This window comes from Streptomyces sp. CA-249302 (assembly GCF_050936785.1).
Lineage (GTDB): Bacteria > Actinomycetota > Actinomycetes > Streptomycetales > Streptomycetaceae > Streptomyces.
The window spans coordinates 8,948,468-8,973,035 of the sequence record NZ_JBNJMG010000001.1; the positions used below are offsets into that span (position 1 = coordinate 8,948,468).

The 24,568-nt window shown below is 72.5% G+C and carries 21 protein-coding genes and 2 pseudogenes; 19 read left to right on the forward strand and 4 right to left on the reverse strand.

The annotated features are described in order from the left end of the window. The first annotated feature begins 59 nt into the window (after nt 1-59). From ACQEWB_RS40275 to ACQEWB_RS40345, 15 genes and pseudogenes are all read left to right on the forward strand, one after another. On the forward strand, nt 60-1,040 hold the full coding sequence (locus tag ACQEWB_RS40275; RefSeq protein ID WP_432840204.1) for a carbohydrate ABC transporter permease: 981 nt from the start codon (nt 60-62) through the stop codon (nt 1,038-1,040). Next, on the forward strand, nt 1,037-1,951 hold the full coding sequence (locus ACQEWB_RS40280; protein ID WP_432840206.1) for a carbohydrate ABC transporter permease: 915 nt from the start codon (nt 1,037-1,039) through the stop codon (nt 1,949-1,951). The genes ACQEWB_RS40275 and ACQEWB_RS40280 overlap by 4 nt, the downstream gene beginning before the upstream one ends. A 7-nt stretch (nt 1,952-1,958) precedes the next feature. Then, complete coding sequence (locus ACQEWB_RS40285; RefSeq protein WP_432840208.1) at nt 1,959-3,593, forward strand: glycoside hydrolase family 13 protein; 1,635 nt, start codon at nt 1,959-1,961, stop codon at nt 3,591-3,593. Nucleotides 3,594-3,661: 68 nt separating this feature from the next. After that, on the forward strand, nt 3,662-5,503 hold the full coding sequence (locus ACQEWB_RS40290) for a gamma-glutamyltransferase family protein (protein WP_432840210.1): 1,842 nt from the start codon (nt 3,662-3,664) through the stop codon (nt 5,501-5,503). A 106-nt stretch (nt 5,504-5,609) separates the two neighbouring features. Next, the gene (locus ACQEWB_RS40295) at nt 5,610-6,458 is read left to right on the forward strand and encodes an inositol monophosphatase family protein (protein ID WP_432840212.1); all 849 of its coding nucleotides are present in this window, start codon (nt 5,610-5,612) and stop codon (nt 6,456-6,458) included. A gap of 109 nt (nt 6,459-6,567) precedes the next feature. Then, entirely contained in the window at nt 6,568-7,980 is a 1,413-nt protein-coding gene (locus ACQEWB_RS40300; protein WP_432840214.1) for a phytoene desaturase family protein, read from the forward strand. Between the two features lie 134 nt (nt 7,981-8,114). Next, complete coding sequence (locus ACQEWB_RS40305; RefSeq protein ID WP_432840216.1) at nt 8,115-9,083, forward strand: SCO3242 family prenyltransferase; 969 nt, start codon at nt 8,115-8,117, stop codon at nt 9,081-9,083. A 22-nt stretch (nt 9,084-9,105) separates the two neighbouring features. Further along, nucleotides 9,106-9,951, forward strand: a complete 846-nt coding sequence (locus ACQEWB_RS40310) for a sugar phosphate isomerase/epimerase family protein (protein ID WP_432840218.1) — start codon at nt 9,106-9,108, stop codon at nt 9,949-9,951. A gap of 225 nt (nt 9,952-10,176) precedes the next feature. Then, nucleotides 10,177-10,524, forward strand: a pseudogene (locus ACQEWB_RS40315) (EboA domain-containing protein); the annotation flags it as partial. Nucleotides 10,525-10,561: 37 nt separating this feature from the next. Next, the gene (locus ACQEWB_RS40320) at nt 10,562-10,753 is read left to right on the forward strand and encodes a hypothetical protein (protein WP_432844418.1); all 192 of its coding nucleotides are present in this window, start codon (nt 10,562-10,564) and stop codon (nt 10,751-10,753) included. 2 nt (nt 10,754-10,755) lie between these two features. Continuing rightward, nucleotides 10,756-11,610, forward strand: a complete 855-nt coding sequence (locus tag ACQEWB_RS40325; RefSeq protein WP_432844247.1) for a TatD family hydrolase — start codon at nt 10,756-10,758, stop codon at nt 11,608-11,610. A gap of 7 nt (nt 11,611-11,617) precedes the next feature. Then, entirely contained in the window at nt 11,618-12,877 is a 1,260-nt protein-coding gene (gene eboE / locus ACQEWB_RS40330; protein ID WP_432840220.1) for a metabolite traffic protein EboE, read from the forward strand. Continuing rightward, nucleotides 12,874-14,261, forward strand: a pseudogene (locus ACQEWB_RS40335) (alkaline phosphatase family protein). The gene eboE and the pseudogene ACQEWB_RS40335 overlap by 4 nt, the downstream one beginning before the upstream one ends. Next, nucleotides 14,258-15,445 carry a cytochrome P450 gene (locus ACQEWB_RS40340; RefSeq protein ID WP_432840222.1) on the forward strand — a complete coding sequence of 396 codons (1,188 nt, stop codon included), beginning with the start codon at nt 14,258-14,260 and terminating at the stop codon, nt 15,443-15,445. Before ACQEWB_RS40335 ends, ACQEWB_RS40340 begins: the two are co-directional and overlap by 4 nt. A gap of 33 nt (nt 15,446-15,478) precedes the next feature. Next, nucleotides 15,479-15,988 carry an O-acetyl-ADP-ribose deacetylase gene (locus tag ACQEWB_RS40345; protein WP_432840224.1) on the forward strand — a complete coding sequence of 170 codons (510 nt, stop codon included), beginning with the start codon at nt 15,479-15,481 and terminating at the stop codon, nt 15,986-15,988. 34 nt (nt 15,989-16,022) lie between these two features. On the opposite strand, the gene ACQEWB_RS40350 is transcribed toward ACQEWB_RS40345, so the two are convergent. The 3 genes from ACQEWB_RS40350 to ACQEWB_RS40360 form a co-directional block, all read right to left on the reverse strand. Next, a complete protein-coding gene (locus ACQEWB_RS40350) occupies nt 16,023-17,873 on the reverse strand; it encodes a M1 family aminopeptidase (RefSeq protein ID WP_432840226.1) in 1,851 nt (616 codons plus the stop codon). Between the two features lie 185 nt (nt 17,874-18,058). Beyond that, nucleotides 18,059-19,027 (reverse strand): M56 family metallopeptidase, encoded by a 969-nt coding sequence (locus tag ACQEWB_RS40355; protein ID WP_432840228.1) that lies wholly within the window; start codon nt 19,025-19,027, stop codon nt 18,059-18,061. 70 nt (nt 19,028-19,097) lie between these two features. After that, on the reverse strand, nt 19,098-19,508 hold the full coding sequence (locus ACQEWB_RS40360) for a BlaI/MecI/CopY family transcriptional regulator (protein WP_432840230.1): 411 nt from the start codon (nt 19,506-19,508) through the stop codon (nt 19,098-19,100). Nucleotides 19,509-19,626: 118 nt separating this feature from the next. Here ACQEWB_RS40360 and ACQEWB_RS40365 point away from each other — a divergent pair, with 118 nt between their 5' ends. The 4 genes from ACQEWB_RS40365 (at nt 19,627) to ACQEWB_RS40380 (ending at nt 23,585) form a co-directional block, all read left to right on the forward strand. After that, entirely contained in the window at nt 19,627-20,292 is a 666-nt protein-coding gene (locus ACQEWB_RS40365) for a DedA family protein (protein WP_432840232.1), read from the forward strand. A gap of 73 nt (nt 20,293-20,365) precedes the next feature. Further along, complete coding sequence (locus tag ACQEWB_RS40370) at nt 20,366-21,538, forward strand: phosphatase PAP2 family protein (protein ID WP_432840234.1); 1,173 nt, start codon at nt 20,366-20,368, stop codon at nt 21,536-21,538. Then, nucleotides 21,535-22,200 (forward strand): response regulator transcription factor, encoded by a 666-nt coding sequence (locus ACQEWB_RS40375; protein WP_432840236.1) that lies wholly within the window; start codon nt 21,535-21,537, stop codon nt 22,198-22,200. Before ACQEWB_RS40370 ends, ACQEWB_RS40375 begins: the two co-directional genes overlap by 4 nt. Then, nucleotides 22,197-23,585 (forward strand): sensor histidine kinase, encoded by a 1,389-nt coding sequence (locus ACQEWB_RS40380; RefSeq protein WP_432840238.1) that lies wholly within the window; start codon nt 22,197-22,199, stop codon nt 23,583-23,585. The genes ACQEWB_RS40375 and ACQEWB_RS40380 overlap by 4 nt, the downstream gene beginning before the upstream one ends. 155 nt (nt 23,586-23,740) lie before the next feature. Here ACQEWB_RS40380 and ACQEWB_RS40385 read toward each other — a convergent pair whose 3' ends face one another. Further along, nucleotides 23,741-24,562, reverse strand: a complete 822-nt coding sequence (locus ACQEWB_RS40385) for a COG4705 family protein (protein WP_432840240.1) — start codon at nt 24,560-24,562, stop codon at nt 23,741-23,743. Nucleotides 24,563-24,568: the final 6 nt, after the last annotated feature.

The following is a 24,568-nucleotide window of genomic DNA, read 5'->3' on the forward strand; positions in this document are numbered from 1 at the left end:
GCGCTCCCGGCGGCCCACCGCCCGGCCCGATACCCCACGTGTTCGAGGAAGGAACCGACGTGGTCAGCCAAGTACTCTCGACGGCGCTCACGGTGCTGGCCGGCATCGCCGCCGCCCTGGCCGTCTACTGGGTGCTCAACAAACTCGCCGAAGTCCTCCCGGGACGCTGGGAAGACCGGATCAAGCCCTACCTCTACATCGCGCCGGCCGTCGCGGCGATCGGCGTCTACCTGGTCTACCCCACGGTCGTCACCGTCCTGGACAGCCTCAAGAGCAGCGACGGCAGCCGCTTCGTCGGACTGGACAACTTCACCGGCCTCCTCGGCACCCCGGCCTTTCGGCAGACCCTGCTCAACTCGCTGCTGTGGATCGCCCTCGTCCCCGCCGCCTGCATCGTGGTGGGCCTGTTCGTCGCCGTACTCGCCGACCGCCTGACCTCCTCGGCGGAGAAGGCGGCCAAGACCATCGTCTTCCTGCCCATGGCCATCAGCGCCGTGGGCTCGGCGACCGTCTGGCGCTTCATGTACGCCACCCAGCCCGCCGGCACCGACCAGACCGGCCTCCTGAACGGCATCGTCACCGCCTTCGGCCACGACCCCGTGCCCTGGCTCCAGCAGAGCGGCCTGCACGCCAACAGCATGCTGCTCATGCTGATGCTGCTGTGGGGACAGGCCGGCTTCGCCATGGTGCTGCTGTCCGCCGCGATCAAGGGCGTCCCGCAGGAGACCCTGGAGGCGGCCCGCCTGGACGGTGCGGGCGAGGGACGGCTCTTCTGGCGGATCATCATCCCGCAGATCCGCGGAACGATCATCACCGTGTTCGTCACGGTCCTCATCACCGTGATGAAGGTCTTCGACGTGGTCTACGTGATGACCAACGGGTCCTTCAACACCAACGTCGTGGGCCTGGAGTTCTTCAACCAGCTCTACACGAACTACAACTACGGCTACGCGTCGGCGATCGTCGTCATGCTGCTCATCGCCATCGTGCCGATCATGATCTACCAGATTCGCCACTTCAGGGCGGAGGAGTCGGCATGACCACGCAGACAACGCAGAAGGTCTCCCCGACGGTGCGACCGAGCCGCACCCAGGCATCCCCCAGGAGGGGAAGGGGCGGGCGCCGGCTGCCGACCAAGCTGAGCGTGCTCCTGGTGTGCGCCCTGTGGACCGTACCCACCCTCGGGGTGGTCCTCACGTCCTTCCGCAGCCTCGACGACGCCAACTCCAGCGGCTGGTGGACCCTGTTCGCCCACCCCGGCGGCTTCACCCACCTCACCGGCGGCAACTACTCCAGGGCCATCGAACAGGCCGACCTGGGCTCGGCGTTCCTCAACAGCGTGGCCATCACCCTCCCCGCGGTGTTCCTGCCGCTGCTCATCGCCGCCTTCGCCGCGTACGCCTTCACCTTCATGACGTTCAAGGGCCGCGACACGCTGTTCATCGTCATCGTGAGCCTGCTGGTCGTGCCGAACTACGTCGCGTTCGTCCCGATCATCAAGCTGTACGCCTCCGTGCACCTCAACGGGACCTTCCCGGCCGCCTGGCTCGCGCACATCGGCTTCGGCATGTCGCTCGCCGTCTACCTGCTGCGCAACTACATGTCGACCCTGCCCCGGGACGTCATCGAGTCCGCCAAGATCGACGGCGCGAGCCACTTCCAGACCTTCTACCGGCTGATCCTGCCCATGTCGGCCCCGGCGCTGGCCTCCTTCGCGATCTTCCAGTTCCTCTGGGTGTGGAACGACCTCCTGGTCGCCCTGGTCTTCGTGGGCCCCGGCGACAAGCAGCCGATCACCATGGCGGTCAACAACCTGCTGTCCCAGCAGGGCAACGGCTGGGAACTCGTCACGGCGGGCGGCCTGTTCTCCATGCTCGTACCGCTCGGGATCTTCCTGCTCCTCCAGCGGTACTTCGTCCGCGGCCTCACCAGCGGCGCCGTCAAGGGCTGACACCACCATGAGCACAACACCCGCCCCCTGGTGGCGTTCCGCCGTGATCTACCAGGTCTACATACGCAGCTTCGCCGACGGCGACGGCGACGGCTGCGGCGACCTCGCCGGCCTCCGCTCCCGCCTGCCCTACCTGGCCGACCTCGGTGTCGACGCGATCTGGATCAACCCCTGGTACCCGTCACCCCTGGTCGACGGCGGCTACGACGTCTCCGACCACCGGGACATCGACCCCTCCTACGGCACCCTCGACGAAGCCCGGCACCTCATCGCCGAGGCCCACGGACTCGGCCTGCGCGTCATCCTGGACGTCGTCCCCAACCACACCTCCGACCAGCACATCTGGTTCCAGGAGGCGCTGGCGGCCGGCCCCGGATCACCCGAGCGGGAGCGGTATGTCTTCCGCGAGGGCAAGGGCGAGGACGGTTCACTGCCCCCGAACGACTGGCACGCGGCCTTCGGCGGCCCCGCCTGGACCCGCACCGGCGACGGCCAGTGGTACCTGCACCTGTTCGCCCCCGAACAGCCCGACCTGAACTGGGACAACCCCGAGGTCCGCGCCGAGTTCGCGTCGATCCTGCGCTTCTGGTTCGACCTCGGCGTCGACGGCTTCCGCATCGACGTCGCCCACGGCATGGCCAAGGACCCCGACCTACCCGACCTCGGCCTGCCGGAGTTCCGCGTCATCGCCCACGAAGGCCAGGAGAACCACCCGCACTGGGACCGCGACGGCGTCCACGCCATCTTCCGCGAGTTCCGTGCCGTCGCCGACAGTTACGCCGACCCGCGCGTCTTCGTCGCCGAGGCCCATGTCCGCCCCGGCCGCCTGGCTCGCTACGTCCGCCCGGACGAACTCCACACGGCCTTCAACTTCGACTTCCTCAAGTGCCCCTTGGAAGCAGGCCGGTTGCGCGAGGTCATCGACCGCACGATCAGCGACCTCGCCACCGTCGGCGCCCCCGCCACCTGGGTCCTGTCCAACCACGACGAGACCCGCCACCTCACCCGCTACGGCCGCGCCCGCACCGGCGTGACCACCGCACTGCGCGACCACGCCCAGCCCACCGACCTCGCTCTCGGCACCCGCCGGGCCCGCGCCGCGGCCCTGCTCATGCTGGCCCTGCCCGGCGGCGCCTACATCTACCAGGGCGAGGAACTCGGCCTCCCCGAAGTCGAGGACCTCCCCGACGAGGTCCTCCAGGACCCGACCTGGGAACGCTCCGGCCACACGGCCCGGGGCCGCGACGGCTGCCGGGTCCCCCTGCCCTGGAGCGGCGACACCCCGCCCTTCGGCTTCGGCCCGCCCGGCTCCACCCCCTGGCTGCCCCAGCCCGAGGACTGGAAGTCCCGTACCGCCGAGGCCAATCGGGCCGACCCCACCTCCATGCTCCACCTCTACCGGGACGCCCTGCGCCTGCGCCGCACCGAACCGGGCTTCGACGGCAAGGACATCCACTGGCTCGACAGCCCCGACGGCACACTCCTGTTCGCCCGCGGCCACCGCCTCCTGTGCGCCGTCAACCTCTCCCACCGGTCGCTCGCCCTCCCCGCCACCCACGGAGACCTGCTCCTCGCCTCCGGGCCCCTGGACGACGACGGCCTCCTTCCCCCGGACACCACGGCCTGGCTGCGCACCACCTGAACCCGGCCGCCCGGGACCGTTCTGATGTTGGATGGGTCGACCGACGCACTCGAACACCGAGGTGAGAGATGCAGTTCACGACGCGACCCACACTCCAGGGCACCTTCGGCATGGTGTCCTCCACCCACTGGCTGGCCTCGCAGTCGGCGATGGCCGTCCTGGAGGACGGCGGCAACGCGTACGACGCGGCCGTCGCCGGCGCCTTCGTGCTGCACGTCGTGGAACCGCACCTCAACGGACCCGCCGGCGAGGTGCCCATCGTCCTCGCCCCGGCGGACGGCGACATACGGGTGCTGTGCGGCCAAGGGGTCGCGCCCGCCGGGGCGACGGTGGCGCACTACAAGGGACTCGGTCTGGATCTCGTACCCGGTACGGGACCGCTCGCGGCGGCCGTCCCCGGTGCCTTCGACGCCTGGATGCTGCTCCTCCGCGACCACGGCACGAAGACCCTCGCCGACGTCCTCAAGTACGCCATCGGGTACGCCGAGGACGGCCACGCGCCCGTGGAGAACGTCGGCGCGACCGTCGAGACCGTACGGGAGCTGTTCGAGACGGAGTGGACCTCGTCGGCTGACGTGTACCTGCCCGGCGGGCGGGCCCCGCGGCCCGGCGAACTGTTCCGCAACCCCGCCCTCGCCGCCACCTGGAAACGCCTTCTTACCGAGGTCGCCCAGGCCGGTGACCGGGTCGCGCAGATCGAGGCCGCGCGCGAGGTCTGGCGCTCCGGCTTCATCGCCGACGCCCTGGTACGGCAGGCCCGGCGCCCCACCATGGACACCAGCGGCGAGCGCCACACCGGGACCCTCACGGCCGCCGACCTCGCCGGCTGGTCCGCGACCTACGAGAGCCCGGCCACGTACGACTGGAACGGCTGGACCGTGTGCAAGGCCGGCGCCTGGAGCCAGGGCCCGGCTCTGCTCCAGCAACTCGCGCTGCTCCCGGCCGAGTTGCCCCGGTACGGCTCCGCGGACTACGTCCACCTGCTGATCGAGGGCTGCAAGCTCGCCATGGCCGACCGGGAGGCCTGGTACGGGGACGCCGCCGAGGTTCCGCTGGAGGACCTGCTGTCGGCCGACTACAACGCGGCCCGGCGCGCACTCGTCGGCGCCAAGGCCTCGTACGAACTGCGCCCCGGCGGTCCGGGCGGCCGCACCCCGCGACTCAGCGCGCACGCGCACGTGGTCGTCGCGGACGAGCCGGGGTTCGACCCGATGGGCGCGGGCGAGCCGACGGTGGCCAGGCCGGAGGGGAGCGGTGCGCCGCGCGCGCGTACCGGCGAGCCCGATGTCCGTGCCGACGGCGCCACCCGTGGCGACACCTGCCATCTCGACGTCGTCGACCGCTGGGGCAACATGATCGCCGCCACCCCCAGCGGCGGCTGGCTCCAGTCCAACCCCGTCGTGCCCGAGCTGGGCTTCCCGCTCGGCACCCGGCTCCAGATGACCTGGCTGGAGGAGGGCCTGCCGAACTCGCTCACCCCCGGCCGCCGCCCCCGCACCACCCTGACCCCCTCGATCGCCCTGCGGGACGGCGTCCCGGTCATGGCCTTCGGCACGCCCGGCGGCGACCAGCAGGACCAGTGGCAGCTGCACTTCCTCCTGGCCGTCGCGCTGCGCGCCGAGGTGCGCGGCGGCCTCGACCTCCAGGGTGCGATCGACGCCCCGAACTGGCACAACGACGGCTTCCCGGGCTCGTTCTACCCGCGCGGAATGCGGCCCGGGAGCGTCACGGTCGAGTCCCGTATCGGCACGGACGTGATCGAGGAGCTGCGGCGGCGCGGCCACGACGTGACCGTCGGCGACTCCTGGTCGGAGGGGCGGCTGTGCGCGGTGGCACGGGACCCGGAGACGGGCGTGCTGTCGGCGGCCGCGAACCCACGGGGCATGCAGGGGTACGCGGTGGGCCGCTGACCGGGGCGTTCCGGGCAGTCGGCCGCGCGCCCCGATTTCATGCCGATTCCACCGGGAGTCCACCCAGCCGGCGGGGATTGTCAGTGGGGCGTGCTCTCATGGAGCCATGATCGTAGACACGGAAACCATCGAGGAGTTTCTGGCCCAGCACGCGGCCGACGTCGAGGAGGCGGTCCGCAAGGCCGCCGCGGCCGAGATCCTGCCCCGCTTCCGTCGGCTCGCCGCGCACGAGGTCGACCAGAAGAGCGGCCCGCACGACCTGGTCACCGACGCCGACCGCCTCGCCGAGCGGCATCTCACCGAGGCGCTCGGCGCCCTGCTGCCCGGTTCCGTCGTGGTCGGCGAGGAGGCGGTGCACGCCGATCCGGCGACGTACGAGGCGATACAGGAAGAAGCGCCGGTCTGGATAGTCGACCCGGTCGACGGCACCCGCCAGTTCGTACGCGGCGAGTCCGGCTTCGCCACGCTGGTCACCCTGGCACACCGCGGAGTCCTGCTCGCCTCCTGGACCTACGCCCCGGCCCGCGACCAACTCGCCATCGCCATAAGGGGCCAGGGTGCCTACCTCGACGGCAAGCGCCTGCACGCCGGCTCGCCCACCCCCGGCCGCGACCTCGAAGTGGCCACGTCCCACCCGGACTACACGACGGACGCCCAGAAGAGAGCCCTGCTGGGCCTGTGGGCCGACGGAGTCTCCACGCGCGCGTGCGGCTCGGCCGGTCTGGAGTATCTCGCCATAGCCCGTGGTGAATTGGATGCGACTGCTTTCAGCTGGGAAGCCGCATGGGATCACGCAGCAGGCATCCTGTTGGTCGAGGAAGCGGGAGGCGCCCACCTCACGCTGAGCGGAGAGCCGTTCCGCATCACCGGCGGCAACGCCCTCCCCTTCACAACGGCCCGAGATGCGGAGACGGCGGGCAGGGTGGCGGAACTTCTGCGGCAGGGGCCGATCTGATCTCGGGCGAAGATCACACCCCGTGGCAGGAGGTCCCCGCCAGGACAACAACCCACCCGGCATATCCTGACCCCATGACCGGCTGACGAAGGGGTCAAGGGTGCCGTCGATGCTCGATGCTGTCGTAGTGGGTGCGGGGCCGAACGGACTGACGGCCGCCGTGGAGCTGGCCCGCCGCGGCTTCTCCGTGGCCGTCTTCGAAGCCAAGGACACCGTCGGCGGAGGAGCCCGCACCGAAGAGCTCACCCTCCCCGGCTTCCTGCACGACCCGTGCTCCGCGGCCCACCCCCTCGGCATCAACTCCCCGGCGTTCCGCGCCCTGCCCCTGGAGCGGTACGGCCTGGAGTGGCTGCACCCCGAACTCCCGATGGCCCACCCCTTCACCGACGGCACGGCCGCGGTGCTGGCCCGTTCCGTCGCCGAGACGGCCGCCTCCTTCGGCCCCCGCGACGCGGGCTCGTACCGCAGGCTGGTCGAGCCCTTCCTGCCCAAGTGGGACGTCCTGGCCCGGGACTTCATGTCCCTGCCGCGCACCGCGCTCCCGCGCGACCCGGTGACCCTCGCCCGCTTCGGCCTGGTCGGCCTGCCGCCGTCGACCTGGCTGACCCGCCGCTTCCACGACGAGCGGGCCAAGACCCTGTTCGCCGGCCTCGTCGCACACGTCATGGCGCCGCTGAGCGGCTTCGCCACCGGCGCCATCGGCCTGGTCTTCGCCCTCGCCGCGCACGCCCGCGGCTGGCCGGTGGCCCGCGGTGGCTCGCAGTCCATCTCGGACGCGCTGACCGCGTATCTGAAGGACCTCGGCGGCCTGGTGCACACCGACTACGAGGTCAAGCGCCTCGACGACCTGCCGCCGGCCCGCGCGTACGTCTTCGACACCTCGCCCACCGCCCTGGCGCGCATCGCCGGCTTCGGCCGCTACTACGAGAACTACAAGTACGGCCCCGGTGTGTTCAAGGTGGACTACGCGCTCGACGGCCCGGTGCCGTGGACCGCCGAGGAGGCCCGTCGGGCCGGTACCGTGCAGATCGGCGCCGACAGCACGGAGATCGGCACCGCCCTGCGCAACGCCTCCCGTGACGGGCGGGCGCCCGACAGACCGTTCATGATCACGGTGCAGCCCGGTGTCGTCGACCCCACCCGCGCGCCCGAGGGCAAGCAGGTGTTCTGGGCCTACGGCCATGTCCCGAGCGGCTGGACCGGCGACCTCACCGACGCCATGGAGCGCCAACTGGAGCGTTTCGCACCGGGGTTCCGCGACCGCGTCCTCGCCCGCGCCACCGCCGGACCGGCCGAACTCGCCGCCCGCAACGCCAACTACGTCGGCGGCGACATCGGTTCCGGCGCGGTGAGCGGCCTCCAGGTCATGCTGCGTCCCAAGCTCAGCCTGTCGCCGTACACCACCCCGCACCCGGCCGTCTTCATCTGCTCCTCGGCCACCCCGCCTGGCCCCGGAGTGCACGGCATGTCCGGGCACAACGCGGCGAAGGCCGTCTGGCGCCGTCTGCGGCAGCAGGGTTAGCGTCCACCGACCCCGGACGCCTTTTCTGCTCACAGAGTTGAGGATGCGGAAAGGGAACTCTGTGTTCCCTTTGTCACTACAACTCAGACAAGAGAACAGTGTGAAAGTTCAAGTGTGTTGAGTACTGTGCGCCTATGAAAGACCGGAGGGCGCGCCTCTCCGACCTCGCGCTTCTCGTACGGGCGCCGGCCGCGTTGAGTGTGCCGGGCGACGTGCTCGCGGGGGCGGCGGCCGCTGGAGACCGACTGACCATCCGGACGTTCGGCGTGATGGGGTCGTCCGTCTGCCTCTACTGGGCGGGCATGGCGCTCAACGACTACGCGGACGCCACGATCGACGCCGTCGAACGCCCCGAGCGGCCGGTGCCGTCGGGCCGGGTGCCCCGCCGCACCGCGCTCGCCGTGGCCGGCGGACTGACCGCGGCCGGCCTCGGACTTGCCGCCGTCTCGGGCGGACGCCGCAGCCTGCTGGCCGCGCTGCCGCTGACCGGCCTGGTCTGGGCGTACGACCTGGGCCTCAAGGCGACACCGGCGGGAGCGGCGGCCATGGCGGGCGCCCGCGGCCTGGACGTCCTGACGGGCGCACTGGCGGCGAGCCCCGGACAGCCGGTCGGTACCGCGCTGCGCAGGGGAGCGGGCCCGGCCGCCCTGGTCGGCGCCCACACGTACACGCTGATGGCCCTGAGCCGCCACGAGATCCAGGGCGCGCCGGCCCGGTTGCCGGCGGCGACGCTGGCGGCCTCGACGGCGACGGCACTGGCGGCCGCGGCCCCGGCCCTGCGCGAGGTCGCCCGAAGCGCACCGCGCCTCGCCGGGGAACGCCAGTCGCCCGCCGCCCGAAGCACCCAACGCCCCACACCCCGCGCCCTCGTCACCGCAGGTGCCGCGCTCGCCTACCTCGGAACCTACGGAACCGCCCAGCTCAAGGCCGTACGCAAGCCCTCCGGCGACAACGTCCGGCGGGCCGTCGGGGCCGGGATCCTCTCCCTCATGCCTCTACAGGCGGCGCTGACCGCCCGCGCCGGCGCCCCGGTCGCGGCCACGGTCCTCGGCGTCGCCCACCCCCTCGCGCGACGGCTCGCCCGGCGCATATCCCCCACCTGACCTCTGTGTGAGGAACCCCCGCATGGAACCGCCCCCCACCCCCCTCAGATTCGGCTACGGCACCAACGGCTTCACCCAGCACCGGCTGGACGCCGTCCTCGGTATCCTCGCCGACCTCGGCTACGACGGTGTAGCCCTCACCCTCGACCACATCCACCTCGACCCGTACGCCGACGACCTGTCCCAGCGCCTCACCGCCCTGGCCCGGTCCCTCAACCGCTACGGCCTCGATCTGACCGTGGAGACCGGAGCGCCCTATCTCCTCGACCCCCGCGGCAAGCACCTGCCCACGCTGATGGCGGACGACGACGGGCGGCGAACCGACCTGCTGCGTCGGGCCGTTCACATCGCGGCCGACCTCGGATCGCCCACCGTCCACCTCTGCAGCGGCCCCGCGCCGGAGGGGCTGTCGGAGGCGGACGCGTTCAAGCGGCTCGCGGCCGGGCTCGGGCCGGTGCTGGAGACGGCGGAGCGGTACGGCGTCGCGCTGGCCTTCGAGCCGGAGCCGTACATGTTCGTCGACACCGTGGACAAGTGCCTTCGGCTGGCCGAACTCCTCGGCGGACACGAGCTGTTCGGCATCACGCTGGACATCGGGCACGCCCACTGCGTGGAGGAGCGGCCCCTGCTGGAGTGCGTCCGGCTGGCGGCGCCGCGCCTGCTGAACGTGCAGATCGAGGACATGCGGCGCGGCATCCACCAGCACCTCGAACCCGGCACCGGCGAGATCGACTTCCCGCCGGTGCTGGCGGCCCTGCGCGCCCTCCGGCACGACGGTCTGGTCTCGGTGGAGATCCAGGGCGGCACCCTGGACGCCCCCGAAGTCGCCCGCCGCTCCATCGAGTTCCTGCGCGCCGCGGCGGCGTAACCCTCCCTCACCGAACCCAACTCCTCCGACCCCACAGGAGGCTCGGCCCGTCATGCCCTCCACGCCCCCGCTTCCCTCGGCTCCCCCGGCCCCCACCCCACTCCCGACGCCCTGTCCCCGGCGGCCCGCGCCTGGCTCGACGAGGCCACCGCCCGCATCAACGCCCAACCCACCGCGATCCGGGCCCTGTTCCCCGCGGCGCGAAGACGCTGCGGTCAGGCCCCGTTGGACGAGCACCGGACGACGGACGAGGTCGCCCGAGCCGTCCTGCTCACCGCCCTGCCCCTGCACGGCTCCGCGCTCGCCGAGGAGGTCGCGGGCCTGTACCGGCACGGCGACCCGGCCGAACAACGGGCGGTGCTATGGGCGTTGCCCCTGCTCCGCGATCTCGACGACACCGGCCTCGCCCTCGTCCGTGAGGCCCTCCGCGGCAACGACACCACCGTCGTCGCGGCCGCCCTCGGCCCGTACGCCGCCGCGCGGCTCCCGGACGCCGAGTACCGGCAGGCCGTCCTCAAGTGCGTGTTCCTCGACATCCCGCTCACCCGGGTGACCGGCCTCGACACCCGCGCCGACCACGAACTCGCCCGCATGCTGGCCGACTTCGCCCATGAACGCATCGCCGCCGGACGGGGACGTACCCCCCGACATCTGGCCCCTGGTCCGCGCCTTCCCCGACATCGCGGACACCCTCGCCGCCCAGGCCCGCTCCCTGGCACCCGCCCGCCCCGAGTCCGCCGCCCGTGCCCTGGCCGCGCTCGGCGTGCACCCGGCGCTCGAACAACCCCAGGAAAAGGCCTGATCATGCGCATCTTCGACCCACACATCCACATGACGTCCCGCACCACCGACGACTACCAGGCCATGCACGCCGCCGGAGTGCGCGCCGTCGTCGAACCCGCCTTCTGGCTGGGCCAGCCCCGCACCTCGCCCGAGAGCTTCTACGACTACTTCGACGCGCTGCTCGGCTGGGAGCCGTACCGGGCCGCCCAGTTCGGCATCCAGCACTTCTGCACGATCGCTCTCAATCCCAAGGAGGCCAACGACCCGCGCTGCACACCGGTGTTGGACCAGCTCGACCGCTATCTCGCCAAGGACCGGGTCGTCGCCGTAGGTGAGATCGGCTACGACTCGATGACCCCCGAGGAGGATGAGGCGCTCGCCCGCCAACTCCAACTCGCCGTAGAGCACGGCCTGCCCGCCCTCGTCCACACCCCGCACCGCGACAAGGCCGCCGGGACCAGGAGGACCCTCGACGTCGTACGGGAGTCCGGCATCGCCCCGGAACTCGTCCTCCTCGACCACCTCAACGAACTCACCGTCGGCATGGCCCTCGACAGCGGCTGCTGGGCCGGGTTCTCGATCTACCCGAAGACCAAGATGAGCGAGGACCGCATGGTCGAGATCCTCCAGGCGCACGGCACCGAACGCGTGCTCGTCAACTCGGCCGCCGACTGGGGGAGTTCGGACCCGCTCAAGACCCGTAAGACCGCCGACGCGATGCTCGCGGCCGGGTTCGACGAGGACACGGTGGACCGGGTGATGTGGCGCAACCCCGTCGCCTTCTACGGTCAGAGCGGCCGCCTCGACCTCGACGAGCCCAAGCCCGACGACGCGTCCAGCTTCCAGGGCAACTCCATCCGGCGCGGGGGAGAGTGAGCCGGGCATGCGCTTCCGCCACCCGGACGGTACGACCGTCCACCTCGGCTACTGCAGCAACGTCCACCAGGCCGAGGACCTGGACGGCGTGGTCTCCCAACTCGCCCGGTACGCCGAGCCGGTACGGCAGCGGCTGGGCGTCGACCGGCTGGGCGTGGGGCTGTGGCTGGCCCGAGACGTCGTCTCCGAACTCGTCGGTGACGAGCGGGCGTTGAGGCGGCTGAGCGACGAACTCGCCGCCCGGGGACTGGAGACCGTCACCCTCAACGCCTTCCCGTACGCCGGGTTCCACCGCGAGGTCGTCAAGAAGGACGTCTACCTCCCCGACTGGGCGGACGAGGCCCGGCTGCGCTACACCCTCGACTGCGCCCGCGTGCTCACCGCGCTGCTGCCCGAGGACGCCGAGCGCGGCAGCGTCTCCACCCTGCCGCTGGCCTGGCGCGAGCCCTGGCCGACGGAACGGGCCGACGCGGCCCGGCACGCCCTGGACCGGCTGGCCGCCGGGCTCGCCACGATCGAGGTCGAGACCGGCCGCCGTATCCGCGTCGGCTTCGAACCGGAGCCGGGCTGCGTCGTGGAGACGACCGCCCAGGCGGTACGGCACCTCGGTGGCCTCGACCCGGACCGGCTCGGCATCTGCCTGGACGCCTGCCATCTCGCCGTCGGCTTCGAGGAACCGGCGGCCGCCCTGGACCGCCTCGCCAAGGCCGGCCTCCCGGTCGTGAAACTCCAGGCCTCCTGCGCCGTCGAGGCGGCCGACCCCACCGACCCCGCGGCCCGAGCCGCCCTGCGCCGACTCGCCGAACCCCGCTTCCTGCACCAGACGCGGACTCCGCGGGGCGCGGAGAGCCCGAGCGGCATGCCGGCCACGCCCCCGGCGCCGGGTGGCGAGGCTCGCGGGCCCGGCGCTCCCACCCCCGCCGGCCCGCCCGGCACCGACGCCCCCGTGCTCGGCACCGACGACCTCGCCGACGCCCTCGACGGCGGCCTGCCCTGCGCTCCCGGCCGCCCCTGGCGGACCCACTTCCACGCCCCCCTCCACGCCGCCCCCGAGCCACCCCTCCGGACGACCGCCGGCCATCTCGCCGACGTACTCACCGGGCTCCTCGGCGGCCCCACCCCCCGCTGCGACCACATCGAGGTCGAGACCTACACCTGGTCCGTCCTCCCCGAACCCCCCACCGACCTCCCCGGCGGCATCGCCGCCGAACTCGCCTGGGCCCGCGACCGGTTGACCGGTGTCGGCCTCAAGGAGGACCCGTCATGAAACGCCTCGTCGTCCTCGACATCGTGGGCCTCACCCCCAACCTGCTGAAGCACATGCCCGCCGTCGCCGCCCTCGGCGAACGCGGCTCCCGGGCCCGACTCGACACCGTCCTCCCGGCCGTCACCTGCACCGTCCAGTCGACCCTTCTCACCGGCGAACTCCCCTCCGAGCACGGCGTGGTGGGCAACGGCTGGTACTTCCGCGAGCTCGGCGACGTACTGCTGTGGCGCCAGCACAACGCCCTCGTCGGCGGCGAGAAGATCTGGGAGACCGCCCGGAGGACCGTCCCCGGCTACAAGGTCGCCAACATCTGCTGGTGGTACGCCATGGGCGCCGACGTCGACCTCACCGTCACCCCGCGCCCGATCTACTACTCCGACGGCGCCAAGGAACCCGACTGCTACACCTGGCCGCCGTCCCTGCACGACGAACTCACCGACCGCCTGGGCCCGTTCCCCCTCTTCACCTACTGGGGCCCGAACGCCGGCCTGCCCTCCACGCAGTGGATCCTCGGCGCCGCCCGCCAGGTCTTCGACGAACACGACCCCGACCTGACCCTCGTCTATGTCCCCACCTCGACTACGAGCCCCAGCGCACCGGCCCGAACTCGCCCGAGACCGCCCGCGCCGCCCGCCAACTCGACGACGCCCTGAGCCCGTTGATCGACCACTTCGAGCGCGCCGGCGCCACCGTGGTCGTGCTCAGCGAGTACGGCATCGCCCCCGCTGCCCGCCCCGTCGACATCAACCGCGCACTGCGCCGGGCCGGCCTCCTGGAGGTCCACACCCAGGACGGCATGGAGTACCTCGACCCCTGGACCTCCCGCGCCTTCGCCGTCGCCGACCACCAGATCGCCCACGTGTACGTGAAGGACCCGGCGGACACGGAGACGGTCGCCAAGCTCGTCGGTGAACTCGACGGCGTGGAGCGGGTGTTGGACGCCGACGGCAAGGCGGCCCACGGACTCGACCACGAGCGCTCCGGCGAACTGGTCGCGCTCGCCGACCCCGACGCCTGGTTCACGTACTACTACTGGCTCGACGACACCCGCGCCCCCGACTTCGCCCGCCAGGTCGAGATCCACCGCAAACCGGGTTACGACCCGGCCGAGTTGCTCTACGACGAGACCGTCCCCGCGGTGAAACTCCGCGCCGTCGGCTCGGTCCTGCGCAAGAAGGCCGGTTTCCGGTACCGCATCCGCACGGTCCCGCTGGACCCCTCGGGCATCCGCGGCAGCCACGGCCGCCTCCCGGACGACCCGGACCACACCCCCGTACTCCTGTGCTCCGAACCGGAGTTGACGCGCGACGCGTACCCGGCGACGGAGGTCAAGTCGCTGCTGCTCGGCCTGGCCGGACTGAACGAAGGAGCACCGAGCACATGACCTACCCGTCCCTGCCCGGCGAACGCCCCCTTCTCGACCCGGCGCCCGAATACGCCAAGTGGCAGGCGGCCGAGCCGATCCGCCGGGTCACCGTGTGGGGCGACAACAGTCCGTGGCTGATCACCCGCCACGAGGACGCGCGTGCCGTCCTGGCCGACCCGCGCTTCAGCGCCGACGCGACACGGGAGGGCTTCCCCGGCCTGAGCCCGTTCGTGCCGCCGCGTGGTCCCGGGCAGTTCTTCGTGATGGATCCGCCCGACCACACCCGGCTGCGGCGCACGCTGATCCCCGACTTCACCTTCCGCCGCATCGAGCAACTGCGCCCCGCCATCGCCGCCATCTGTGCCGACCTCCTCGACGCGATGACGGCCGAGGGCGCCACCGAGGCGGACCTGGTGGCGGCGTACGCCCTGCCACAGCCGACGCACGTGATCTGCGAGCTGCTCGGCGTCCCGTACGCGGACCACGGCTTCTTCCACCAACAGGTGCGCACGCTCACCGACTTCGCCTCCGGCCGCCCGCAGGACATGCTCGCGGCCCGGCAGGCTCTCTACGGCTACCTCGGCGACCTGCTCGCCGCACGCACCCGGGAGCCCGCCGACGACCTGGTCTCGCGTCTCGCGACCGAGCGGGTGGCCACCGGCGAGATCACGGTGGAGGAGGCCGTGGGGGTCGCCGCCCTGCTGCTGATCGCGGGCCAGGAGACCACGGCCAACATGATCCCGCTCGCGGTGGTCGCCCTGCTGCGCCATCCCGAACAGCTCGCCGTTCTGCGGGCGGACCCCGGACGGTGGCCGGACGCGGTCGAGGAGCTGCTGCGGTATCTGACCGTGGCGCACTCGGGGATGCGGCGCATCGCGACGGAGGACGTCGAGGTCAGCGGCGTACGGATCCGGGCCGGCGACGGCGTGGTCGTGGCGCTCCAGGCGGCCAACCGGGATCCGGCGGTCCGCCGGGACCCCGACGCGTTCGACGTCCGCCGCGACCCGGCCGGGGGACACCTGGCCTTCGGCCACGGGCTCCACCAGTGCATCGGCCAGTCTCTCGCCCGCGCCGAGCTCCAGATCGGACTGCCGGCCCTCTTCGAGCGGCTTCCGGGACTGCGGCTCGCGGCGGCGCCGGAGGGCCAGGCACTGTCCCGGTCCGCGATCCACGGCCTGCGGTCACTGCCCGTAACCTGGTAGCGGAGCGGCGGGCAGACGGGTATGGAGGCAGCCATGACCGGCATCACCCTCGTCCAGGGCGACATCACCCAGCAGTCCGTCGACGCCATCGTCAACGCGGCGAACTCCTCGCTGCTCGGCGGCGGAGGCGTGGACGGCGCCATCCACCGCCGGGGCGGCCCGGAGATCCTGGCCGACTGCCGCAGGCTGCGCGCCGCCCACTACGGGAAGGGCCTGCCCACCGGCCGGGCGGTCGCCACCACCGCAGGGAAACTGGACGCACAGTGGGTGATCCACACCGTCGGCCCGGTGTACAGCCGCAGCGAGGACCGGTCGGAGCAACTCGCGTCCTGCTACCGGGAGTCACTGCGGGTCGCCGACGAACTCGGCGCGAAGACCGTCGCGTTCCCCGCCGTCTCCACCGGCATCTACGGCTGGCCGCTGGACGACGGCGCCCGCATCGCCGTGGAGACGGTGCGGGCGGCGGACACCTCGGTCGAGGAGGTCAGGTTCGTGCTGTTCGACCAGCGGGCCTACGAGGCCTTCGCCGCGCAGACCCGCTGAAACGCCGAATCGCCGAATCGCTGATCGAACCCGATCAGCCGTCGATGCGGTGCGTGCTCCAGAAGGACGTCAGGTCCGTGGTCGTGGCGGCCTGCGCGGCCGCCTTGAACTCGGCCGTGGTCGAGACGCCGTACCAGTGCGAACTCGCGTAGTCCTTCAGGAGTTTGGTCATCGCCGTGTCGCCGATGAGGCGGCGCAGGTCGTGCAGGGCGCACTTGCCGTAGCCGTAGACGACGGTGGAGTAGCGGGACGAGTGGGTGTCCCAGTAGGCCATGGAGTTGGTGATCTTCTCCGCCGAGGAGGCCCAGGAGACGCTGTTCCAGCAGCTGGTGCCGGTCTTGCCGAGGGCGAGGTCGGTGGAGTAGTCGGTGAACGCCTCGTCCAGCCAGGGGCTGTTGTACTCGTCGTCGCCGACGATCCCGTACCACCACTGGTGGCCGATCTCGTGCGTGAGCGCGGTCGTGCTGACGAGGTCGAGGACGAAGCCCGGGTACTCCATGCCGCCGAACCAGTAGTTGTTGTCGATCACCGCGTCCAACTCGCCGTACGGGTAGGCGCCGAAGCGACCCGCGTGGGCGTCGACTGCCGTCTTGGCGGTGGAGAGCATCGACTGCGCGTCGGAGGAGCTGATGCCCGAGACGGAGTAGATGTTGATGGCCGTCCCGGCCGTCGAGGTGCCGGAGATCTTGCTGAACGGCCCGGCCGCCCAGGCGAAGTCACGCACCTTGGACGCGGTCGCCGTGGTCACGGTACGTCCGCTGGTGCCGGGCGTGTCCACCGAGGTGCCCGTGGCCGGGACCAGCAGGCCGCTCGGGTGGTCGAGGGTCACCTTGAAGTCGGCGGCCAGGGAGTAGAAGGACTCGCCGTTGTTCGTGTACGGGTCCAGGTGCCAGCCGGAGCCGTCCTTGACCGCCAGCACGGGCAGCGCGTTGCCGATGTTGTTGAACGCCCCGTCGTGGCCGAACCGGTCGGCGCCGCTGGGCACGGTGATGCCCAGGTCGAAGCCGATCGTGGCGCTCTGGCCCTGCGCCAGGGGTGTGGGCAGGGAGATCTGCAGCGCCGTGCAGGCGACGGACAGCGCACCGGCCGTACCGCCACTGACGTTCGTGACCGTGATCGGCATCGCCGAGCAGGTGCCGTGGTAGTTGTCCCACAGCCGCAGATACACCTCGCTGAGCGCGGTGGAAGAGGCGTTGGTGAAGGTCGCGCTCTCGTGACCGGTCCACACGGTGCCGTCGGTGTTGCTGCTCAGATTCACGGTGTACGAGGGCGCGGCCGGCGTCCGTGTCGAGTCCGCCGGGGGAGTGGTGTCCCCGGACGTGTCGAGGGCGATGTCGTCCAGGACGAAGCTGGTCTGGAGGCTGGAGTCCTCGGTGCCGGTGAAGGCGAGGCTCACGGTCTGGCCCGCGAACGACGACACGTCGATCGACTTCTGCACATACCCGGTGGCCTTGTTGAGGTTCGAGTACGTGGCCAGCGTGGTGCTGCCGATCTTCGCCGTCAGCTTGTCGTACGCCGTCGACGAGGTCGTCTCGGCGGTGTCGATGTGCAACCAGAAGGACAGGGTCGCCTTGCTGCACCCGGACGGGATGGTGACGCTCTGCGAGAGCGTGTCGGTGTGCGTGCTGCCGACGCCGTCCAGCCAGGCGAACGAGGTCCCGCCGTGCGCGCTCTGCCCGGAGCGACTGGTGATGACGCTCGTCGAGGACTGCGTCCACGGCGAAGTCCCGCTCTCGAAGCCGCCGTTGCCGACCACCTGGGCCGGCGTGCAGGCCGCCGCGGCGTCCGGGGCGGCGGACGCCGGGAGGGCGGGGAGCGCGACCGCCGCCAGCGCGGCGACGGTCAGTAGGCGCGCGGCGATGGATCTGTGGGGGGTCTTTCTCACGCGAAACTCCTTTGGGGCGGCCGGGATTCCGGCCTGCTCGGCGACCGCCGTCCGGACTGGGTGCGCCGGGGGCGGTCGTGGGCTGCGTGTATCGGTTGACCGGAGCATGCCATAAGAGCTGGTGCGAAGGGGGGTGTTCCGCGCGAGGGGCCGGACAGGGAGAGGCCTGTTGCGGCTACGACCGCTCAGTCGCCGTCGGCTCGACCGAAGCCGTGTCCGCTCTCGCCCTGGGCGAACTCGATGCCGGCGTGCATGTCGGTGGCCGCTTCCAGGGCCGCCGTCACCGACAGGGCCGCGGAGGCGAGGAGCAGGGCTGCCAGGGCGCGAGGGAGGAGGCGGTGAGTGCGGGATGTGGCCCGGGGCGGGGCCAGGAGGGCCGAGACACGGCGGGGGACCGGGCCCGCGGTGGCCGTGAGCGACAGGCCGGGACGGCGCCGTGGACCCGTCGCGCTCACGGCGAGCGCGGCGCGGCCGACCGCCCTGGCGGTGAGCGCGCGGTCGCCCGTCACACGCGCGGCGGACTCGTCGGCCCAGCGCTCCAGCGCGTACGACAGCGGCGCGCGCAGGCCGCGCAGCGCCGGGTGCAGGGCGGCGGCGAACTCGGCGGCGGCGAGGAAGACATGGTGGCGCCCGGCGAGATGGGCGCGCTCATGGGCGAACAGCACTTCGCGCTCGCGCGCGCTGAGCGCCCGCAGCATGCCGGTGGTCACCACGATGCGGCCCGGCCGCCCGGGCAGCGCGTACGCGTCGGGACACTCGTCCTGTCGTACGGTCAGGTCACCCGCGCTCGCCCCGTCGCTCAACTGCCCGTAGGCGGCGCGCAGTTCACGCACATGACGGCGGCCCCGGTGCAGCACCAGGCCGACGAGCCCGGCGAGCGTGAGCGCGGCCAGGATCGCGCCCGGCACGGTGGCGGGCGAACCGTCGCCCAGCAGGTTCGGGGAGAGATGGCCCAGCGCCGCGACGAAGGGCAGGCGCAGGGCGCCGTCGAGAGCGAGCAGCGTCAGAGCCGCCGTACTGGACAGGGCGAGGACCAGGGCGAGGCCGGTCAGTGCCCAGGCGGCCGTCCGGGGCGGCAGCGACTCGGCGCCGCGCCGGGCCGACGGCACGGCGAGCAGCGGCACCAGCAGCGGGAGCCACACGGCGTAGATCACGGTGTTCCTCCAAGCGCTGCCGGTCCGTCGTCGACCAGCGTACGAGGCGCCACCGACAACGGGAGATCGTTCACCGGGTCTCGTCCGCCCCCGGGCCGCCCTCCAGAAGCGATCGCAGCAACTCCTCGTCCTCGGCGCTCAGGTCGGAGACGAAACGGGCCAGCACGGTGCGGCGGTCCTCGTCCTTGTCGAGTTCGGCGTGCATACGGCGGGCGGTGAGGCCGTGCGAGTCCTGGACCGGGGCGTAGGCGTACCCGCGCCCCGACCGCGCCCGGCTGACCACGCCCTTGGCGTGCAGCCGGGTGAGGATCGTCGTCACGGTGGTGCGGGCGAGGCCGCCGCCGAGCTCCAGCTGGACCGCGCCGGGCGTGAGCGGGCCGTCGGCGGCCCACAGCGCGGCCAGCACGCCGGCCTCCAGCTCGCCGGCCGGCCGGCGGTCCGCCCGCTCGTCGCCCGACTCGTCGATCTGCCCCTCGGGCATGGGAACGCTCCTCGGCTCTCAGTCGTCTACAGTTCGGTAGACGGTCTACGTGACTGTAGTCGCTCGGTGCGGGTCCGTGCCCGCTCCGTCCACGTCCCAGTATGAGAGGGGCCGCCCCATGGCAGCCGCACAGTTCGCCGTCGCCCAGGCGGTGAACGTCCTGGATGCCCGATCCCTGCTCTCCGCCTACGGCGCGCTCGGCATCGCCGTCGTACTGTTCGCCGAGACCGGCCTGCTGGTCGGGTTCTTCCTGCCCGGCGACTCCCTCCTGTTCACGGCCGGTCTGCTGTGCGCGGACGGCGCCGCCGGCTCCGTACACCTGTCCCTACCGCAGGTGCTGGTCGCCGCGGCGGTGGGAGCACTGGCGGGAGCGCAGTTCGGGTACTGGGCGGGGCGTCGCGGCGGCCGGGCCCTGCTGGCCCGCAGCCGCAGAAAGAAGCTGCACGAGGGCGCGGCCCGCGCCGAGGAACTCCTCACCCGCTACGGCCATGCGAAAGCGGTGGTGCTGGCCCGCTTCGTCCCGGTGGTGCGCACGGTACTGAACCCGCTGGCCGGCGCGCTCGACGTACCCACGCGGGTCTTCACCCTGTGGCAGGTGACCGGCGGCCTCCTCTGGACGACCGGCCTCACCCTGGGCGGCTACGCACTCGGCTCCTCGATCCCGAACGTCGACCGCTACCTGCTGCCCCTGGTCGCCGTGGTCGTCCTCGCGTCCCTCACCCCCATCGCCCTGGAGGCCCGTCGCGCCCGTGCCCGCCGGGCCTCTCCGGAGGCCTCGTCGTGACCGGGCCGGCCTTCGGCGGCGCATCGGTGGGGCGGCCGGCCGCCACCCGGTTCGGGGGGCTGGTGTCGAGCGCGTGAGGCGAGTGCTGGTCGACGGGGGAGGGCCGACGGGGCCGGTACGGCGCCGGCCGCCGACGCTCGTCCTCGTCTGCGCCCTGCTGTTCGCCGCCCTCGCGACCGCCGTGGGCGTACGGCACGGGGCTCCGCTGCCGGGGGACGGGGCGGCCCATGCGTGGGCGCTACGGCATCGGCCGCCGGTCGCGGAGGCGCTCGCGCGCGGGATCACCGCGACGGGGACGGGGCCCTGGCCGTATCTGATCGCCGTGACGGCCGGGCTGCTCGCGGGAAGGGGTGCCGCCGGCCGGCTGAGAGCAGTCGGCTGCGCCCTGGCCGTGCTCTTCGCCGGGCAACTGGTACGCGGCGGGTTCATGGAGCTGTTCGCCCGCGCCCGCCCGGACCGCACCGACTGGGCGACGCACGCGTCCGGCTTCGCCTTCCCGTCCGGCCACGCCACCACCTCCGCCCTCAGCGCGGGCCTCCTGTGCTGGGCGATCACCCGCCACACCCGCCCGGCCCTCGCCCGCACGACCTGCGCACTCGCCGTGTGCTGGGCGGCCGCCGTCGGTGCGACGCGGGTGTACCTAGGGGTGCACTGGGCCAGCGACGTCGTCGCGGGCTGGCTACTGGCGGCGACCTGGCTGGGCCTGTGCGGGTGGGGGCTGGCGGGACTGCTGCGACTCGGCTTGGCGGGTGGTGGTGCGCTGGGACCCGGTTCGGCGGGTGGCGGTGAGCCGGGGTCCGATCCGGTGGGTGGAGGTGTGGCGAGGTCTGACGTGATGGGTGGAGGTGCGGCGAGGTTTGGTTCGGCGGGTGGCTGCGCGGCGGGGTCCGATCCGGTGGGTGGCGGTGTGGCGAGGTCTGACGTGATGGGTGGAGGTGCGGCGAGGTTTGGTTCGGCGGGTGGCTGCGCGGCGGGGTCCGATCCGGTGGGTGGCGGTGTGGCGAGGTCTGACGTGATGGGTGGAGGTGCGGCGCGGCTCGATCCGGCGGCCGGAGGTGAGGTGAGGCCCGACGCGGCGGGAGGCGGTGTTGCGAGGTCCGACTCGCCGGGAGGCGGTGCGCTCAGACCCGATCCGCCCGGAGGCGGTGCGTCGGGACCCCATCTGCCGGGAGGCGATGGACCGTGGCCCGACGTCTCCTTCGGCCCGGCCCCCGCCTTCGGCCCATCCACCAACGGAGCCCCATGACCCTCCGCCGGATCCTCGTCGTGGAAGACGACCACGCCCTGCGGGACGTGCTGATGCGTGGTCTGCGTGACGAAGGGTTCGCCGGCGTGCCTGCCGCCGACGGGGCGACCGCGTTGCGGCTGGCCGGGGACGGCGTCGATGCTGCCGTGCTCGACGTCGGGCTGCCGGACGCCGACGGGCGGGACGTGTGTCAGGCGCTGCGGGCGAACGGCCTCACCTACCCCGTCGTGTTCCTGACCGCCCGGCACTGCCTGACCGACCGGCTCTCCGGCTTCTCCGCGGGCGGCGACGACTACCTCCCCAAGCCCTTCCACCTCGCCGAACTCGCCGCCCGACTGCGCGCCGCACTCAAACGGGCCGCGCCCCCGCCCCGCGCCACCGCCGGCGACCTGATGCTGGACGCCGTCCGCCACCGGCTCGCCGTGCGCGGCCGCGAGACCGACCTGACACCGACGGAGTTCCGGCTGCTGGCCACGCTCATGGCGGCGCCCGGCGAGCTCGTCAGCCGCCGTGACCTGGTGCGGGCCGGCTGGCCGGAGGGCGCGCAGGTCAGCGACAACACCCTCGACCAGTACCTGACCCGGCTGCGCCGCAAGCTGCGCACCGCGGGCAGCGCCCTGACGATCGGCACGGCCCGCGGCGTCGGACACCGCCTGACATGACGCCCGCCCTCACCCGCCTCACCCCCCGCACCCTCCGCGGCCGCCTCTCCCTCGTCGCCCTCACCACCGCCGCGCTCCTCATGCTGATCCTCACCGTCGTCTTCAACACCGCCGTCCGCCAACACCTCAGGCGCCAGGCAGACGACGAACTGCGCGCCAGGGCCGCGGCCGTCGCCACCACCGTCGACACGAGCGGCCCCGGCGTGCACGTGCTGGAGACCGTCAACGACCGTCTGCTGGACGCGAACGTGTGGATCTACGCCGGCTCCCGGCTGCTCGAACAGCCGCCCTCCGCAGGCCGGTTGACCCGTGTCGCCGATGGCCTGGCCCGCCGCGGCGACCGTCGGTGCGTGGACGCGGGCGGCCACGGCCAGACCCCCGTGCGGCTGTGCGCGGAGCCCCTCCCCGGCACCCGGCACACCGCCACCCAGCAAACCTTCACCCGGCACCCCGCCACCGTGGTCACCGCCCTGGACCTGTCCCCGTACCGGAGTTCGGCCGACACCCTCCTCCTGGGCTCCTTCGTGCTGGACGCGGTGATGCTCGTCTGCACCTACGCCCTGACCCGGCTGGCCGTCGGCCGCGCGCTGCGCCCGGTCGCCACGATGACCGACCAGGCCACCCAGTGGAGCGCGATCGCCTCCGAGGAACGGTTCGGCGGCGCCGACCGCCCGGCCGAACTGGCCCGACTGGGCGCCTCGTTGGACGCCCTCCTGGACCGCATCCGCGCCGTGCTCCGGCACGAGCGGCAGCTCACCGGCGAGCTGTCCCACGAGCTGCGCACCCCGCTCAGCCGTATCGTCGCCGAACTGGACTGGTACGGCGCCCGCTCCCGAACCCCCGCCCAGACCCGGGCGGTCCACGCGAGCATCGCCGAGGCCGCCGAGTCGATGCGCACCATCTGCGACACCCTGCTCACCACGGCCCGCGAGGACGCGGCCACCGCCGCGGGCACCGCCCCGGTCCTGCCCACTCTCCGCCGGCTCGCCGACCAGCTGGACAACCCCGGCCGGGTGACGGTCCAAGTCGACTGCGCCGACGACAGGTTGGCGGTCGGCGTCCAGTCGGCCCTCCTGGAACGCATCGTCGGCCCACTCCTCGCCAACGCCCTCCGGTACGCCGAGTCGACCGTCATCCTGCACGCGGACCGTGACGCACACGGCGTGCGGGTCCGCGTCACCGACGACGGCCCGGGCGTACCGCCGCACTTCGCCGGACAGCTCTTCCAGCCCGGCCGCCGCGCCGACCCGCAGGACGGACACGACGGAGCGGGCCTCGGCCTGCCGCTCGCGCGACGCCTGGCCCGCTCCGCCGGGGGCGAGGTCAGCCACGACCCCGAACTCGCCCCGGGCGCCCGCTTCGTGGTCAGGCTGCCGTCGTGCTGACGGCGCCCCGAACGCGACGCTCCCGGGCCTGGGCGTACCCCGTCAGCCCGACCGGCACGGCCGACAGCACGGTCGACGCACCCGCCGCACCGTGATCGGGACCGCCCTTGGCGACGGGCTCAGGTCGCCCGTTCGCCTCGCCGAGCATGACCCGGTCATGCAGCCGCCCGCTCCGGCCGTCCGGCGTCGATGACGTCCTTGCGGGTGATCGCGAGGAAGACGACCAGGCCGAGGATCACGGTGAGGAACAGCGCGCTGGTCACCACGGTGCCCAGGCCCAGGCCGCCGTCCCCGGTCGGCTGCGAGAGCCAGTCGCCGACCGAGGCGCCCAGCGGGCGGGTCAGGACGTAGGCGATCCAGAAGCTCCACACCGCGTCGAGACCGAGCCGGAAGTGCGCGAGGGCGACCGCGGCGATCGCCGTCCCGAACAGCACGGCGGACAGCCAGTACCCGAGATCCATCCGCTCCGAGACGAGGTCCCCGGCCGCGGTGCCCAGGGCGAAGGTGAACAGGACGGCCAGCCAGTAGAAGGACTCCCGGCGCGGGGTGTCGACGGCGTGGATGGAGAGGGTGCGCTCGCTGCGGTACCAGGCGGCGAACACCACCGCAAGGAGCACCGCGAACACCGAGGTGCTGGTCGTCAGCGGGACCCCCATGTTGTCGGTGAGGTTGTCGCTGACCAGGGTGCCGACGACGCTGATCAGGGCGACGGCGAGCCAGTACACACCGGCCCGGTAGGCGTCCGTACGGAACTGGAGCACCAGCACCACCGCCAGCAGCACGCTCATCAGCAGCGACACACCGGTCAGGCCGAGCCCGGCCTTCTCGTTCAGCAGGTCGGCCGCCGTTTCACCCACGGTGGTGCACAGCACCTTGATCACCCAGAAGTAGACGGTGACCTCGGGAACCTTGTTCCAGCCGGGAAGGGGCCGTCGGCGCGAGGGCGCGGACGTCTCCGTTGTCGTATCCGATGTCATACGGCC